Below are 14,325 nucleotides of genomic sequence, written 5' to 3' on the forward strand. Positions count from 1 at the left end.
CCCGGTCGAGAGCCCCGCTCCCGCCACCGCCCGGTCGAGAGCCCCGCTCCCGCCACCGCCCGGTCGAGAGCCCCGCTCCCGCCACCGCCCGGTCGAGAGCCCCGCTCCCGCCACCGCCCGGTCGAGAGCCCCGCTCCCGCGGCACGGCTCCGCCGGCCGCCCCTCCCGCGCGCGTGGCCGACGACGGACCCAGCCGGCCTCCGTCTCTCCGTCCCAGCCGCCCCTCCGCGCGCGTGGCCGACGAGCACACCGCCCTCGGCGAGGTCGAGGTCACGCCGCCCCTCCCGCGCGCGACTGCCTCCTTCCTCGGCGTCTTCGTGCCGGCCGCACCCGTGCCGCACTCCCGCGCGCGTGGGCGTCGCTCGACGCCGAGTGGGACGAGGTGCCGGTCGCCGAGTGGGACGAGGTGCCGGTCGCGCCGCACCCCGCGCGCGCGTGGCCGTCCCGGAGCCGCCTCCGCGCGTGACGCCCGCGCCGCGAAAGGTGGCGCAGCCCTCTTGACGGCACCCGGTGCGCACCCTCAAGGTGCTCAGTAATGCGCATTACTAATACGCATTAACACGAGGGGCGAGGGAGTCGACGCAGTGGAGCAGCCGAGGAAGCGGGCGAGGCCGGGCCGTGCGCCCACACCCGCCGGGCGTACGTCGCGGCCCCGGCAGGCCGAGGTGGCACGGCTCGCCGGGGTGTCCCAGGCGACCGTCTCCCTGGTGCTGTCGAACCGGGGCGACGGCCAGGCCGCGTCGATCTCGCAGGAGACGCGGCAGCGGGTGCTCGACGCGGCCCGCAGCCTCGGCTACGTCCCCGACCCCGCCGCCCGCCGGCTCGCCGCCGCCCGCAACAACCTGCTCGGCGTCTTCAGCTTCACGGCGACGTTCCCGACCGATGTGCAGCACTCGTACTACCCGTTCCTGGTGGGCGTGGAGCGGGAGGCGGCCGCGCTCGGCTACGACCTGGTGCTGTTCACCGGGTCCAGCAGCGGCGGTTCGGGAGCCGCGGGGCCGGAGGCGCTGAGCCGGGTGCGGCTCGCCGACGGCTGCCTCTTCCTCGGCCGGCACGTGCCGCGCGCGGACCTCAAGCGGCTGGTCGCCGACGGCTTCCCCGTCGTGCACCTCGGCCGCCGCGAGGAGTTGGAGGGCCTCGCGTGGGTCGGCGCGGACTACGTCAGCGCGAGCCGCGAGGTCGTCGCGCATCTCGCCGCCCTCGGGCACCGCCGGATCGTCCTGGTGCGCGAGGACGACGACGCCCCGGCGTCGACGGACCGCCAGGAGGGCTTTCTGCGCGGGCTGTCGGACGCCGGTCTGACCGGCCGGCCGGACGCGGTGCTGCGGTGCTCCGATCCGGCGGGCGAGGTCACCGCGGAGCGGGTGCGCGCCCTGGTCGCGGACGGGGTGAGCGCGTTCGTGGCCGAGGAGACGGACACCAACGCGGCATGGCGTGCGCTCTCGGGCGCCGTGCGGGAGGCCGGGCTCGACTGTCCGGGCCAGGTCTCCCTGGGCCTGCTCGGCAGCCCTCCCCCGGATCTCGCCGGGGCGCCCGTACCGATGGGCTTCGACATTCCCCGGCCCCGGCTGGGAGCCGCGGCCGTACGCCTGCTGGCCGCGCTGGTGGCCGGCGAGGAGACCCGGGAGCCGCTGGTGGCCTGCGAGTTCCGGGCCGGGGAGACGGCGGGACCCGTCCGAGCGGCCGGGCGCGCCGGCTCAGCGAGACAGGCCCATTCAGAGAAGTAAGTGAAACCAAGTACTAACAAGTGCGGATAAGCACGAACAAGAAGGAGCACTGTGATACCCGAACCGGACATCCTGATCGTCGGCGGCGGCCTCGGCGGGGTCGCCGCGGCGATCGCCGCCTGCCGAGCGGGCCGGCGCGTCGTGATGACGGAGGAGACCGACTGGATCGGCGGCCAGCTCACCGCGCAGGCCGTCCCACCGGACGAGCACCCCTGGGTGGAGCAGTTCGGCACCACCGCCTCGTACCGGGCGCTGCGGGAGGGTATCCGGGCGCACTACCGCCAGTGGTATCCCCTGCGCGCCGAGGCGTCGGGGCTCGCCGCGCTCAACCCGGGCGCCGGCCGGGTGAGCAAGCTGTGCCACGAGCCGCGGGTGGCGCTGGCCGTCCTGGAGGCGACGCTGGGCCCGTACCGGGCGGCCGGGCTGCTGACCGTCCTGACCGGCCACCGGGCGGTGTCCGCCGAGTACGGCAACGATGTCATCACCTCGGTCACCGTCCGCGACCTGGGCACCGGGGAGCCGCGCACCTTCACCGCCCCGTACGTGATCGACGCCACCGAGACCGGGGAACTGTTGGAACTGGCCGCGGTCGAGCACGCGAACGGCGCCGAGGCGCGGGCGGAGTTCGGGGAGCCGCACGCGCCGGAGCGGGCGGACCCCGGCAACCAGCAGGGGATCACCGTGTGCTTCGCGCTCTCGCATCACGAGGGCGAGGACCACACCATCGACCGGCCCGAGGACTACGCCTTCTGGAGCTCCTACCGGCCCGACTTCTGGCCGGGCCCGCTGCTCGGGTTCGAGGCGCCGGACCCGCGCACCCTCGAACCGGTCCCCCGCACCTTCGTGCCCAACCCGGGGGGCGACCCGCTGGCCGTCAGCGCCGACCAGAGCGCGGACGCCGGGGACAAGGAACTGTGGGGATTCCGCCGCATCCTGGCCCGCGGACTGCACCGGCCGGGCGCCTTCGACTCGGACATCACCCTCGTCAACTGGCCGCTGAACGACTACTGGCTGAAGCCCTACATCGGGCAGGAGGCCGAAGCGCTGCGCGAGGCACGGCAGTTGTCGCTCTCGCTGCTGTACTGGCTGCAGACCGGGGCGCCGCGCACGGACGGCGGCACCGGCTTCCCGGGGCTGCGCATCCGGCCGGACGTCACCGGCACCCCCGACGGCCTCGCGAAGTCCCCCTACGTCCGGGAGTCGCGGCGGATCAAGGCGGTGACGACCGTCGTGGAACAGGACGTCGCCATCGACGTCGTGGGCCCCTACGGCACCCGGCACCACCGCGACTCCGTGGGCGTGGGCGGCTACCGGATCGACCTGCACCCCTCGACCGGCGGCGACACCTACGTCGACATCGGCTCGGTGCCCTTCGAGATCCCGCTGGGCGCGCTGGTGCCCCGCCGGGTGCGCAACCTGCTGCCCGCCGGCAAGAACATGGGCACCACCCACATCACCAACGGCTGCTACCGGCTGCATCCGGTGGAGTGGAACGTCGGCGAGGTCGCGGGCGCGCTCGCCGCGCACTGCCTCGACGAGCACGTGCGGCCGCACCAGGTGCAGGAACAGGACAAGCGGTTCGAGGAGTTCGCCCGGCTCCTGGACCGCGCGGGCGTGCAGCGGCACTGGCCCGACGTGCGCGGCTACTGACCGCCCGCCGCCCGGCGGACCCCCACCCCCCACCACGTACACACGTCAACGCACAAGGAGGTGCCCTGACATGACCCCTGACCGTCGTGTCCGCGTCGGTATCGACGTGGGCGGCACGTTCACGGACGCCGTGGCCGTAGACGCCACGACGCTCGCCCTGGTGGGCCAGGTGAAAGTGCCCACCAGCCATCACCACGAGGACGGCGTCGCGCACGGCATCGTCCAGGCCCTGGACCGGCTGCTCGACCAGGTCGGGCGCGGCCCGGCCGACGTCACGTTCCTGGCGCACGGCACGACCCAGGCCACGAACGCGCTCCTGGAGGGCGACGTGGCGAGGGTCGGCCTGGTCGGCATCGGCACCGGGCCGGGCGCGGTGCTCACCCGGCGGCTGGCCGCGCTGGGCAGGCTCGAACTCGCCCCGGGCAAGCGGCTCCCGCTGGCGTACGCGCATGTGGCGGACCCGTTCGACGCCGAGGAGGTGGGCGCCGCGCTGCGCCGGGTGCGGGACGCGGGCGCGGAGGTCCTGGTCGCCAGCGAGCCGTTCGGGGTGGACCGTCCCGAGGGTGAGCGGGCCGTGCTCGACGCGGCGCGGCCCACGGGGCTGCCGGTGGCGGCCGCCCACGAGATCACGTCGCTGTACGGGCTGCACAAGCGGACGCGCACCGCCGTGGTGAACGCGGCGATCCTGCCGCGGATGCTGGCGACCGCCGACCTCGTGGACGCCTCCATCACCAAGGCGGGGGTGACGGCGCCGCTGATGGTGATGCGCTGCGACGGCGGTGTCATGTCGCTGGACGAGATGCGTCGGCGGCCGCTGCTGACCGTCCTGTCGGGTCCGGCGGCCGGGGTCGCGGGCGCGCTGATGCAGGAGCGGATCAGCGAGGGCGTGTTCCTGGAGACGGGCGGCACGTCGACGGACGTCAGTGTGGTGCGGCGCGGCAAGGTGGCGGTGCGGCACGCCACGATCCTCGGCAAGGCGTCGTATCTCAACGCGCTCGACGTGCGCACCGTCGGGGTCGGCGGCGGTTCGATGGTGCGGGTCTCGGCGGGCCGGGTGGTGGGCGTCGGCCCGCGCAGCGCGCACATCGCCGGGCTGCCCTACGCCTGCTTCGCGGACCTCGCCGACCTGCGGGACGCCAAGGTGGTCACGGTGCGTCCGATGGACGGCGACCCCGACGACCACGTGGTGCTGGAGGCGGCGGGCGGGCGGTTCGCCGTCACGATGACCTGCGCGGCGAACGCGCTCGGGCTGGTCCCGGAGGGCGACTTCGCACGCTGCGACCAGGAGGTCGCGCGGGCCGCGCTCGCCGCGCTGGCGGCCGAGCTCGGCACGGACCCGGCCGGTGCCGCGCGGGCCGTCCTGGACGCGGGGGCGGCGCAGGTCAGGACGGTGGTGGACGCGATGATCCGCGACTACCGCCTGGACCGGGACACGGCGATCCTGGTCGGCGGGGGCGGCGGCGCCGCGGCGGTGACCCCGCACCTGGCCTCGCTGACGTCGCTGGAGGGCCGTATCGCCCGGCACAACGAGGTGATCAGCCCGATCGGCGTCGCACTCGCCCTGGTGCGCGAGCAGGTCGAGCGCATCGTCCCGGGCGCCACGCAGGAGCAGATCCTCGCCGTGCGGGCCGAGGCGGAACGGGCGGTGATCGCCCAGGGCGCGGCAGCGGACGGTGTCGAGGTCGAGGTGACGGTCGACCCGCAGACCAGCACCGTGCGGGCGGTCGCCACGGGCGCCACCGAACTGCGCACCCAGGACCGGGCCCACCGCGCCGGCGACGCGGAACGGCTGAGCGCGGCCGCCGCCAGTCTGAAGGCGCCCCCGGCGCGGGTGGAGGCGGTGGCCGGCACGGAGGCGTACACGGTGTACGCGACCGAGGTGCGGCGGCGGTGGCGGGCGCGGCGCCGTCCGGTGCGGGTCGTGGACGCGGACGGCGTGGTGCGGCTCGGCGCGGCCGACGCGCGCGTGGAGACGACGACGGTCGGCGCGGCCGGGGAGACACTGGCCTCGCTGGTGCGGGACGGCACGTCCTACGGCGACGGGGGCGTCCGCGCGCCCGCGGTCCGGCTCCTGGTGGGCGGGCGGATCGCGGATCTGTCGGGGGTGCTCGACCCCGAGGCGCTGCTCGCGCTGGCCCGCAGCGAACTGCGGGCGCGCGCGGCCGACGAACCGGTCGTCGCGGTCGTGGAGTCGCGGGCATGACCGCCTCCCACGACCTGGATCTCGCCGTACGGCTCCTCGCGGGCACTCCCACCCACGAGGACCGGGACCCGCTGACACTCCGTCAGTGGGCTTTGGCAGCCGAGGAGTTCGGTGCCGGCCTGACCCCGCCGCCGACGCGGGCGCGGGTGGTCGAGCGTGACGACGGGCTCGCGGCGGGGCTCCTGGCCCGCTACCGCTCGCGGCCGCCGGTCGTCGAACTGTACGTCGACACGATCGAGCGCGCCGAGCTGCTGGTCGGCGAGCGCGGCTGGCGGCACTGGTTCCCCGCGGGATCGGTGCGGGCCGCGGCGCTCGCGCACGAGGAGGCGCACGCCTGGCTCGATCACCCCCCGGTGCGCAGGGCGTTCAAACGGGCGCTCGGCCACACGGCGCTGCGCCTCGGGCGCCGCCGCCTGTACGGGCATGTGGCGGGCGCCGACGAACTCGCGGCGCACGCCTACGCCCGCGTCGCCTGCGGCCTGGGCCGCAGCCCCCTGCTCCTGACGGAGGCCCTGGCCGCCGCCGCACAGACCGATGGAAGCGAGAAGTGACCCCATGGGTGTCGTCATCCTGCTCGTCATGGCGGCCGGAGTCGCCGCCATGCTCAGCCGCAAGCTGCCCACGGCGTTCGCGCTGGTGCTGCTGGCCGTCGTCATCGCCTTCGTCGCCGGTGCGCCGCTGACCGGCAAGGGCAGTGTGCTGGACACGGTGCTCCAGGAGGGTGCGCCGGCCCTGGCCGCGACGATGATCGCGATCCTGCTGGGCTCGTGGCTGGGCAAGCTCCTGGAGGAGACCGGCATCGCGGGCACGCTGGTGCGCAAGATCGTCGAATTCGGCGGTGACCGGCCGGTGTTCGTGGCGCTGGGGGTGCTCGGTGTGTCGGCGCTGGTGGGCACGGTGACCGGGTCGGCGCCCGCGGCGATGCTCGCCGGGCTGATCGGCATCCCCGCGATGATCGCGGTGGGCATCCCCAAGGTGACGGCCGCGGGCACGATCCTCATGGGCATCGCGGTGGGCATCCCGTTCGAGCTGCCGCTGTGGCAGTTCTTCTCCACCGCGCTGGAACTGCCGGTGGAGACGGTGCGCGGCTTCATGGTCAAGCTGTTCCCGTTCGCCCTCGTGGCCGCGCTGGCCTATGTCCTGGTCGAGTCGCGGCGGCGGGGTGTGGAGCACGCCTGGTCGCTGAGATCGGTCGACGGCCCGCCCCGGGCCGAGAGCCGGCGCAAGCGGCTGGGCGACGCCCCCTGGTACGCCCTGCTGACGCCGGTGGTACCGCTCGTCCTGGCGCTCGGCTTCGAACTGGCCATCATCCCGTCGCTGCTGGCGGGCGTGCTGTTCGCGCTGTTCACGACCACCCGCCCGCGGGAGATGAACAAGCGGCTGCTGCGCACGCTGTACGGCGGTTTCGAGGTGGCCGCCCCGCCGCTCACCCTGTTCGTGGCGATCGGCATCCTGCTGGCGGCGGTCAAGCTGCCCGGGGCCGTCGAGGCGCTGGAGCCGCTGGTCAAGGCGGTCAGCCCGCAGAACGCGGTGGTGTTCGTACTGGTCTTCACGCTGCTGGTGCCGCTGTGCCTGTACCGGGGACCGCTGAACGTGTTCGGTCTGGGCGCCGGTATCGCGGGCGTCCTCATCGCCACCGGGATCTACCCGGCCACGGCCGTGCTCGGCATGGCCACCTCGTACAACCAGGTCTTCGGCGTCGCCGACCCGACGAGCACCCAGACGGTGTGGAGCGCGCAGTACGCGGGCGTCTCGCCGCAGCAGGTGATGGTGCGGACGCTGCCCTATGTGTGGGCGGTGGCGCTGGGCGGCCTGTGCGTCACGGCCGCCACCTACCTCTGACCGCCGGCCGGCCACCCGCCGGCCGTCCCCGAGAGCACAGCGCCGGGCACACCCGGGCCGGCACCGACCCCGCCGGCCCGCAACTCCCGACCCCGGATCCCAGGAGCCGATCATGCATGAGCCCTCGTCCCGCCCGGACCGCCGCATGTTCCTGCGCACCGCCGCCGTCACCGGCGCCGCGGTCGCCCTCGGCGGGCCCACGGGACCGTCCGTGACGGCGGCGCAGGCCGCCCCGGGCGGATTCCCCGACTACACCCCCGTCCGCACCCTGCTGACCCCGTCCCGGCTGAAGTACAACCCGACCGGGGAGATCATCTTCCCCTGTGTGCGCGGCGTCTACGACAAGCTGTCGAACCCGCTGGGCCGCTACCACCTCTACTACGCCCCGCACGACGCGCCCGGCGGTGTCTGCCTGGCGTACGGGGACTCGCTGGAGGGGCCGTTCACGGAGTACCCCGGCAACCCGATCGTCTCCAACGTCTGGAGCCCGCACTACTCGGTCAGCCACGTCTCCTCCCCGCACGTGCTGTGGAACGCGGACGTACGGGAGTTCTGGCTGTACTTCCACGGCGGGAACACCACGACCCGGCTGGCCCGCTCCAAGGACGGCGTCCGCTTCACCTACGACAAGGTCGTGCTGTCCACGTCGATGATGCCCGCCGGCACCAGCGAGACGTCGTACGCGCGCGTCTTCCGCCACGACCTGCCGGCCCGCGGCGCCCGCTACGTGATGCTGTTCATGATGAACAACGCCGGCAACCGCCGCGCCATCTGCTGGGGCTGGTCGGCCGACGCCAGGAACTGGACCTTCGACCAGGCCCCGCTGGTCCGCCCCTCCGACGTCGGCGCGGTCAACGTGGGCGGTCCGCACCTGCTGACGCGCGGCGGATCGGCGTACGTCGTCTACAACACCGACAAGGGGAGCGGCGGCAACCTCATGATCACCGAGGTGGGGACGGACTTCTCGCGCCGCGACCACCTGGGGGTCTTCTACGACTCGCGCACGACGGCCCCCGAGAACGGCCGTGCCGCGTCCCCGTCGTTCGGCACCGACGGCGGCGTGCCGTACATGGTGTACGAGGCGGGGGAGCGCCTCTCCGGGGCGATCGCGGTGGCGCGGGGACGGTAGGCCGGCACGGCCGTGGGCGGGGAGGAGCGCTGATGGCTCCTCCCCGCCCACGGCCGTTGCCTCCCGCCGGTTCAGAGGGTGAGGGCCTCGATCAGCGTCCAGACCGCCAGGGCGGCCATGCACAGGGCGCCGATGCGCTGCACGGTCTTCAGCGGGACGCGGTTGGCGATGAACTTCCCGACGAGCAGCGCGAGGGCCGAGACCGTCATCAGGGCGGCGGCGGCGCCGATGGCCGTGGGCAGCCAGCCGTTCGTGGCGGCCAGGTTGGCCGTGGTGATCTGCGTGAGGTCGCCCCATTCGCCGATGAAGACGGCCATGAAGGCGGTGGTGTAGACGGGCCAGAAGCCGGTGACGGTCTTCGCCCCGGCGCCGTCCTCCTCTCCGGCCCCTCCGCGCAGCAGCAGGAACGCGCCCAGGGCGAACAGCGACGCCGACACCAGTTTGACGGCGATCTCCGGCAGCAGGCCGAGGAGGCTTCCCGCGCCGACGGCGATGGTGACGTGGACGATGAACGCCGTGGAGGTGCCCAGCCACACATACAGGGGCCGCATACGGGTGCCCATGGCCAGCGAGGCGAACATCGTCTTGTCGGGGAGCTCCGCGAGGAAGATCAGCCCGAAGGCGGTGACGAGCGCCACGGGGTCGAAGGTCATCGAAGTGCTTTCTGCTGGGGCCGGGCCGCGGGCTCGTACGGCACCCAGGGGGCGACGGGAAACCACTCGGCACGGCACGACTGAGCCCGCGCACGGTGGTGCGCGGACGGGTCATGCATGGCCGAAGGTCTCGTCCACCCCGACAGGAGATCGGGGCCCGGTGGCCGGGACAGGAAACCTGTCCAGCGTGTCGACCAGCGGTATCGCGGGACTACTCCCCTTCGCTCCGGCCACCTTAGACGATGTCCGGGGCCGGGGGCCAGCCGGGTGCCGGTGCTCTCCCCCACACCCCGCCGTCACACCCCGCCACCGCGCCTCGGCGACCGGGCGGCGCGCAGGCCGCGGCCTGCGGCCGGGTTCTCGCCGGGGGCGTTGTCAGTGGTGGCAGGCAGGATGACGGGCATGACGACAGCAGTTGCAGAGATCGTGGACGCCGCCGCCTACGCGCAGGCGGTCCTGGACGCCGTGCGGGCCTCGGCCGCCTACTACACGGGCGGCACGTCGCCGCTCGACGACGCCGCCTACGACCGGCTGGTCCGCGGGATCGCGGCCTGGGAGGCCGAGCACCCGGACCAGGTGCTGGCCGACTCCCCGACCGGGAAGGTCGCCGGCGGGGCCGTCGAGGGCGACGTGCCGCACACCAGGGCGATGCTGAGCCTCGACAACGTCTTCTCGCCCGAGGAGTTCACGGCGTGGACCGCCTCGCTGGAGCGCCGGATCGGCCGCGCGGCGGGGCGCTTCAGTGTCGAGCCGAAGCTGGACGGCCTCGCCATAGCCGCCCGCTACCAGGACGGCCGGCTCAGACAGCTGGTCACGCGCGGCGACGGGACGGCCGGGGAGGACGTCTCGCACGCGATCGGCACGATCGAGGGGCTGCCGGAGCGGCTCGCGGAACCGGTCACCGCGGAGGTGCGCGGCGAAGTCCTCATGACGACGGCCCAGTTCGAGCACGCCAACGAGGTGCGCACCGGGCACGGGGGCCAGCCGTTCGCCAACCCGCGCAACGCCGCGGCGGGCACCCTGCGCGCCAGGGAGCGCCGGTACACGGTGCCCATGACGTTCTTCGGCTACGCGCTGATCCCGCTGCCCGGGACGGACCCCGGCCTCGCCGCCCGCCTGGACGAGGCCCCGCACAGCGAACTGATGACGTGGACGGCCGCGTACGGGGTGAACACGACGGCGGGTACGGCCGTGCCCGGAACCACCGCCGGCACGGCCGAGGAGGTGCTGACCCGGGTGGCGGAGATCGCCGCGCTGCGTGCCCGGCTGCCCTTCGGTATCGACGGGATCGTCGTCAAGGCCGATCTGGCCGCCGACCAGCGGGCCGCCGGGTCGGGCTCGCGCGCCCCGCGCTGGGCCATCGCCTACAAGCTGCCCGCCGTCGAGAAGATCACCCGGCTGCTCGCCGTGGAGTGGAACGTGGGCCGTACCGGCATCATCGCCCCGCGCGCCGTCCTCGAACCCGTCGAGATCGACGGCTCCACCATCACCTACGCCACCCTGCACAACCCCGCCGACATCACCCGGCGCGACCTGCGCGTCGGCGACCACGTCATGGTGTACCGGGCGGGCGACGTCATCCCCCGTGTCGAGGCCCCCGTCGCCCATCTGCGCACCGGCGGGGAACAGGCCGTCGTCTTCCCCGAGGTGTGTCCTCGCTGCGGCGCGGGCATCGACACCGGTGAGCAGCGCTGGCGCTGCGAGAGCGGCCGCGACTGCCACCTGGTCGCCTCCCTCACCTACGCCGCCGGCCGCGACCAGCTCGACATCGAGGGACTGGGCCACACCCGTGTCGTGCAGCTCGTCGGGGCCGGCCTGGTGAGCGACCTCGCGGATCTGTTCTCGCTGACCCGCGAGCAGCTTCTGGGCCTGGAGCGGATGGGCGCCACCAGTACCGACAACCTCCTCGGCGCGCTCGCCACCGCCCGGACCCGGCCGCTGTCCCGGGTCCTGTGCGCGCTCGGGGTGCGCGGCACCGGCCGGTCCATGTCCCGGCGCATCGCCCGCCACTTCGCCACCATGGACGACATCCGCGGCGCGGACGCCGCGGCGATGCAGCGCGTGGAGGGCATCGGCGTCGAGAAGGCGCCGTCGATCGTCGCCGAACTCGCCGAACTCGCCCCGCTCATCGACAAGCTGGCCGCCGCCGGGGTGAACATGACCGAGCCCGGGGCCGCGCCCTACTCCCCCGCCGCGGACGGCACGGCCGAGGGTGCCGCCCCCGCCGGGCCGGAGGCGTCCGGGGCCCCGGGCGGCCCGCTGGCCGGGATGACCGTCGTGGTGACGGGCGCGATGACGGGCGCCCTGGAGAAGCTGAGCCGCAACCAGATGAACGAACTCGTCGAGCGCGCCGGGGGCCGTGCCTCCTCCAGCGTCTCCGGGAAGACCTCGCTCGTCGTGGCCGGCGAGGGGGCCGGCTCCAAGCGCGCCAAGGCCGAGGCCCTCGGCGTCCGTCTGGCGGCACCGGAGGAGTTCGCGGCGCTCGTCGCGGACTTCGTCGACTGAGGGCAAGCGGTCCCGGCGCGGTCCCGGCCGGACCGGGACCTGCCGGGGCCGCGCCCCGGACACGCCGGGCCGCACACATCGGGCCCGGACCCGCCGGGTCAGGTCGTCTTCAGGTCCGTGTAGAGCGGATCGTGGTCCGAGTACGGCGTGGGCGGCACGCGGTGGCCGAGCGGTGCGATGCCCCGCAGGAAGACGTAGTCGAACTTGCTCTGCCAGTCGGTGGTCGTCTCGCAGACCCCCGAGGCGGCGGGGCGGCACTGCGGGTCGGCGTCCGCGGCCACCGTCCACATCCGGGTGAGTTCGGGCGCGTAGGGCACGGCGTTGAAGTCGCCGAGGACGATCGCGCGGTCGTTGCGGCCCACTTCGGCGGAGAGCACGCCGATCTGGCGCGCGCGGACGTCCTCCTGGCGCCGTTCAGCCAGATGCGTGTTGTAGACGCGGACGGGCCGGCCGCCCACCTCGGTGGTGACGGCCATGTACCCGCGGTCCTCGGAGCCGCCGTCGGGGTACTCGACCAGGACGCGGTCGGTCATCGGGGCCGCCGAGAGGATCGCCTGGCCGAATCCCCCGGGCCTCCACGGCGCTCCGCCGCAGCGCCCCCAACTCCGCAGCACCGAGCCGTACTCGACGCGGTACACCAGGCCGTACAGGTTCTCCAGGTACTGCCGGATCTGCTCGACGTCGCGCACGCACGCCTCCTGGAGACCGACGACCTGCGGGGCGTAGGCGGCGATCTCCGCGGCCCGGCCGGCGTTGCCGGTGTCGCAGGGGTTGCAGATGTTCCAGGTCATGGCGCGGTTGGGCACGATGTCCCGGACGGCCTCGACGGTCTTCGCGGAGGTGCCGTCCGGCGCGCTGGGGCCGACGAGCATCATGCAGGCCGCCAGCAAGGAGCCCACGAGCAACCACGCACGCCGTCCGCTCACAGCCGCCTCCTCGGGGTGGACGCGGACGGCGGTCGTCCGGTGGCCCGGTGCCGAGGTTATGCGACGAGTCTGTGCGCGTCCCGCGCGGCGGCCGGATCCCGTGCCCCGCCGGGCGGCCGGCCTCCGTCAGCCGGGCCTGCGGCCCCATGCGGTGAGCAGGCCGGCCGACAGGTCGGTGCACACCCCGGAGTCCAGGTACGCGAGCGCCGCGTCGATGCCCGCCTCGTCGATCAGCCCGGTGGCGGCCATGGCCGACCTGCTGCGCTGCCAAGTGTCCGCCCAGAAGCGGTTGACGGGGCTGCCGGGCAGCAGCGGCGGCACATGGATCTCGGCGGCGACGCCGGTGAGACCTGCCCGGCGCAGCAGGTGCGGATACGACACGACCCGGGAGACATCGGTTCCGATGGCGGCCCGAAGTCCCTGCCACATGGCCCGCATCGCGGTGGTGTACGGCGTCGCGGGCGTGCGGTCGCTCGTCAGGTCGACGGCGTCGCCGAGGACCAGCACGCCGCCGGGTGCGAGGAGTCCGGCCAGGTCCGTGACGAGCCGGCCGTACTCGGGCAGGTGCATCAGGACGAACCGCGCGTGCACCAGGTGGAATCGGCCGCCCAGGTCCGGCGCTGCCGTGATGTCGGCTTCCCGTACGCGGAGACCGGGCAGGGGCCGCGCGGCGAGGAAGCGGACGTCCCGGTCCACGGCGAGGACGCTCGTCACCGCGGCCTCGGTCAGCAGGCGGCGGGCGACGGTTCCGGTGCCGGCCCCCACGTCGAGGCAGCGCCAGCCCGGACCCGCCCCGAGGGCGCGCAGCCGGGCCAGGGTGACGTCGTCGTAGGCGAGGGCGCCGAAGTCGACGCGCTCGCCCTCACCCGGCTGTTCGGGGCGGAAGGCTGCCTCGCCGTAGCGTCCGCGCTCCCCGGCCGCGCTCACGCGGCCCCGCCTTCCCGGGTGCGTCCCGTGAGCGCGCGGCTCCGGGGCCGCGCGGGTGGGAGGGGATGGTCCGAGGGGGTCATGGCGGAACCTCTTCGCGTGGGGGTGTCGCCCGGGTCGGGGCACGTCACCGGGATGCCGTCGCGTCGATCCTGCACCGGCCGCCGCGGGGGCCGCCGAGGCGCGCCGGGTCCCGGTCCGATCGGCGCAGGCGCCGCGTTCGCACGGACGGGTCGAACGGGAGGGGTGGTGGGTGACGCGGCGGCGGTAATCCGGGCGCGGCGGGGTAAGGGGAGGTCCATCAGGACAGCACCGCACTGAAGGAGCCGACCATGACCGACGAGACCTACCTGTTCCTGGTGGGCGACGCCGCCGCGCCGACCGGCGTGCCGCTCGCCGCCGTCGGCGACCTCGCGTGCATGGAGACTCCCGCCGTCCGCGCCTGGCTGGACGCCCAGAACGTCGCGGCGTCCTCCCCGAGGCTGCGGCTGCTGCCGCCGGAGGAGAACGCCGCCGTGCCCGAGGGAGCGGAGCGGCTCCCGGTGCCGCTGAGCGGCGAGGAGGTGAACCGGCTGCGTCGCGGGATGGCACCGGAGCCGCTCGCCCGGATCGAGGAGGAACTCCTCGCCTACCGCGACAGCTCCGACGGCCGGGACGACCTGATCGGGCGCGCGCTCGCGGCCGGCGTGCCGCCGCACCGCGTCGTCGAACTGACCGGGGTGGACCCGGCGACGGTCACCGCGGCGGCCGGGGGCTGACCGGC

11 protein-coding genes are annotated in these 14,325 nt (G+C 74.4%); 8 read left to right on the forward strand and 3 right to left on the reverse strand.

Annotated features, from left to right (window positions below):
* Positions 1 to 584: 584 nt before the first annotated feature.
* The 6 genes from SZN_RS29670 (at position 585) to SZN_RS29695 (ending at position 8,551) form a co-directional block, all read left to right on the forward strand.
* Positions 585 to 1,727, forward strand: a complete 1,143-nt coding sequence (locus tag SZN_RS29670; RefSeq protein WP_078509006.1) for a LacI family DNA-binding transcriptional regulator — start codon at positions 585 to 587, stop codon at positions 1,725 to 1,727.
* A gap of 51 nt (positions 1,728 to 1,778) precedes the next feature.
* A complete protein-coding gene (locus tag SZN_RS29675) occupies positions 1,779 to 3,377 on the forward strand; it encodes an FAD-dependent oxidoreductase (RefSeq protein ID WP_007502240.1) in 1,599 nt (532 codons plus the stop codon).
* Between the two features lie 70 nt (positions 3,378 to 3,447).
* The gene (locus tag SZN_RS29680; protein ID WP_007502241.1) at positions 3,448 to 5,580 is read left to right on the forward strand and encodes a hydantoinase/oxoprolinase family protein; all 2,133 of its coding nucleotides are present in this window, start codon (positions 3,448 to 3,450) and stop codon (positions 5,578 to 5,580) included.
* Entirely contained in the window at positions 5,577 to 6,131 is a 555-nt protein-coding gene (locus SZN_RS29685; RefSeq protein ID WP_007502242.1) for a hypothetical protein, read from the forward strand. Before SZN_RS29680 ends, SZN_RS29685 begins: the two co-directional genes overlap by 4 nt.
* Positions 6,132 to 6,135: 4 nt before the next feature.
* Positions 6,136 to 7,422: a TRAP transporter large permease gene (locus tag SZN_RS29690; protein ID WP_007502243.1), complete on the forward strand. Its 1,287-nt coding sequence runs from the start codon at positions 6,136 to 6,138 to the stop codon at positions 7,420 to 7,422.
* 112 nt (positions 7,423 to 7,534) lie between these two features.
* The gene (locus SZN_RS29695; RefSeq protein ID WP_043733884.1) at positions 7,535 to 8,551 is read left to right on the forward strand and encodes a twin-arginine translocation signal domain-containing protein; all 1,017 of its coding nucleotides are present in this window, start codon (positions 7,535 to 7,537) and stop codon (positions 8,549 to 8,551) included.
* A 71-nt stretch (positions 8,552 to 8,622) separates the two neighbouring features.
* On the opposite strand, the gene SZN_RS29700 is transcribed toward SZN_RS29695, so the two are convergent.
* A complete protein-coding gene (locus tag SZN_RS29700) occupies positions 8,623 to 9,204 on the reverse strand; it encodes a TMEM165/GDT1 family protein (RefSeq protein ID WP_007502247.1) in 582 nt (193 codons plus the stop codon).
* A 393-nt stretch (positions 9,205 to 9,597) separates the two neighbouring features.
* On the opposite strand from SZN_RS29700, the gene ligA reads away from it, so the two are divergent.
* The gene (ligA, locus tag SZN_RS29705; protein WP_043733886.1) at positions 9,598 to 11,709 is read left to right on the forward strand and encodes an NAD-dependent DNA ligase LigA; all 2,112 of its coding nucleotides are present in this window, start codon (positions 9,598 to 9,600) and stop codon (positions 11,707 to 11,709) included.
* Positions 11,710 to 11,807: 98 nt separating this feature from the next.
* Here ligA and SZN_RS29710 read toward each other — a convergent pair whose 3' ends face one another.
* Both SZN_RS29710 and SZN_RS29715 read right to left on the reverse strand, forming a co-directional pair.
* Positions 11,808 to 12,584, reverse strand: a complete 777-nt coding sequence (locus tag SZN_RS29710; RefSeq protein WP_078509007.1) for an endonuclease/exonuclease/phosphatase family protein — start codon at positions 12,582 to 12,584, stop codon at positions 11,808 to 11,810.
* 177 nt (positions 12,585 to 12,761) lie between these two features.
* Positions 12,762 to 13,562 carry a class I SAM-dependent methyltransferase gene (locus SZN_RS29715; RefSeq protein WP_007502253.1) on the reverse strand — a complete coding sequence of 267 codons (801 nt, stop codon included), beginning with the start codon at positions 13,560 to 13,562 and terminating at the stop codon, positions 12,762 to 12,764.
* A 332-nt stretch (positions 13,563 to 13,894) separates the two neighbouring features.
* On the opposite strand from SZN_RS29715, the gene SZN_RS29720 reads away from it, so the two are divergent.
* Positions 13,895 to 14,320 carry a DUF6003 family protein gene (locus SZN_RS29720; RefSeq protein ID WP_007502254.1) on the forward strand — a complete coding sequence of 142 codons (426 nt, stop codon included), beginning with the start codon at positions 13,895 to 13,897 and terminating at the stop codon, positions 14,318 to 14,320.
* The last annotated feature ends 5 nt before the right edge of the window (positions 14,321 to 14,325 follow it).

The organism is Streptomyces zinciresistens K42, assembly GCF_000225525.1.
GTDB lineage: Bacteria > Actinomycetota > Actinomycetes > Streptomycetales > Streptomycetaceae > Streptomyces > Streptomyces zinciresistens.

Excerpts from the sequence above, each read along its gene's own strand:
- SZN_RS29680 (WP_007502241.1), top strand. The coding sequence starts at position 3,448 with ATGACCCCTGACCGTCGTGTCCGCGTCGGTATCGACGTGGGCGGCACG.
- SZN_RS29685 (WP_007502242.1), top strand. The coding sequence starts at position 5,577 with ATGACCGCCTCCCACGACCTGGATCTCGCCGTACGGCTCCTCGCGGGC.
- SZN_RS29690 (WP_007502243.1), top strand. The coding sequence starts at position 6,136 with ATGGGTGTCGTCATCCTGCTCGTCATGGCGGCCGGAGTCGCCGCCATG.
- SZN_RS29695 (WP_043733884.1), top strand. The coding sequence starts at position 7,535 with ATGCATGAGCCCTCGTCCCGCCCGGACCGCCGCATGTTCCTGCGCACC.
- SZN_RS29700 (WP_007502247.1), bottom strand. The coding sequence starts at position 9,204 with ATGACCTTCGACCCCGTGGCGCTCGTCACCGCCTTCGGGCTGATCTTC.
- ligA (WP_043733886.1), top strand. The coding sequence starts at position 9,598 with ATGACGGGCATGACGACAGCAGTTGCAGAGATCGTGGACGCCGCCGCC.
- SZN_RS29710 (WP_078509007.1), bottom strand. The coding sequence starts at position 12,584 with ATGATGCTCGTCGGCCCCAGCGCGCCGGACGGCACCTCCGCGAAGACC.
- SZN_RS29720 (WP_007502254.1), top strand. The coding sequence starts at position 13,895 with ATGACCGACGAGACCTACCTGTTCCTGGTGGGCGACGCCGCCGCGCCG.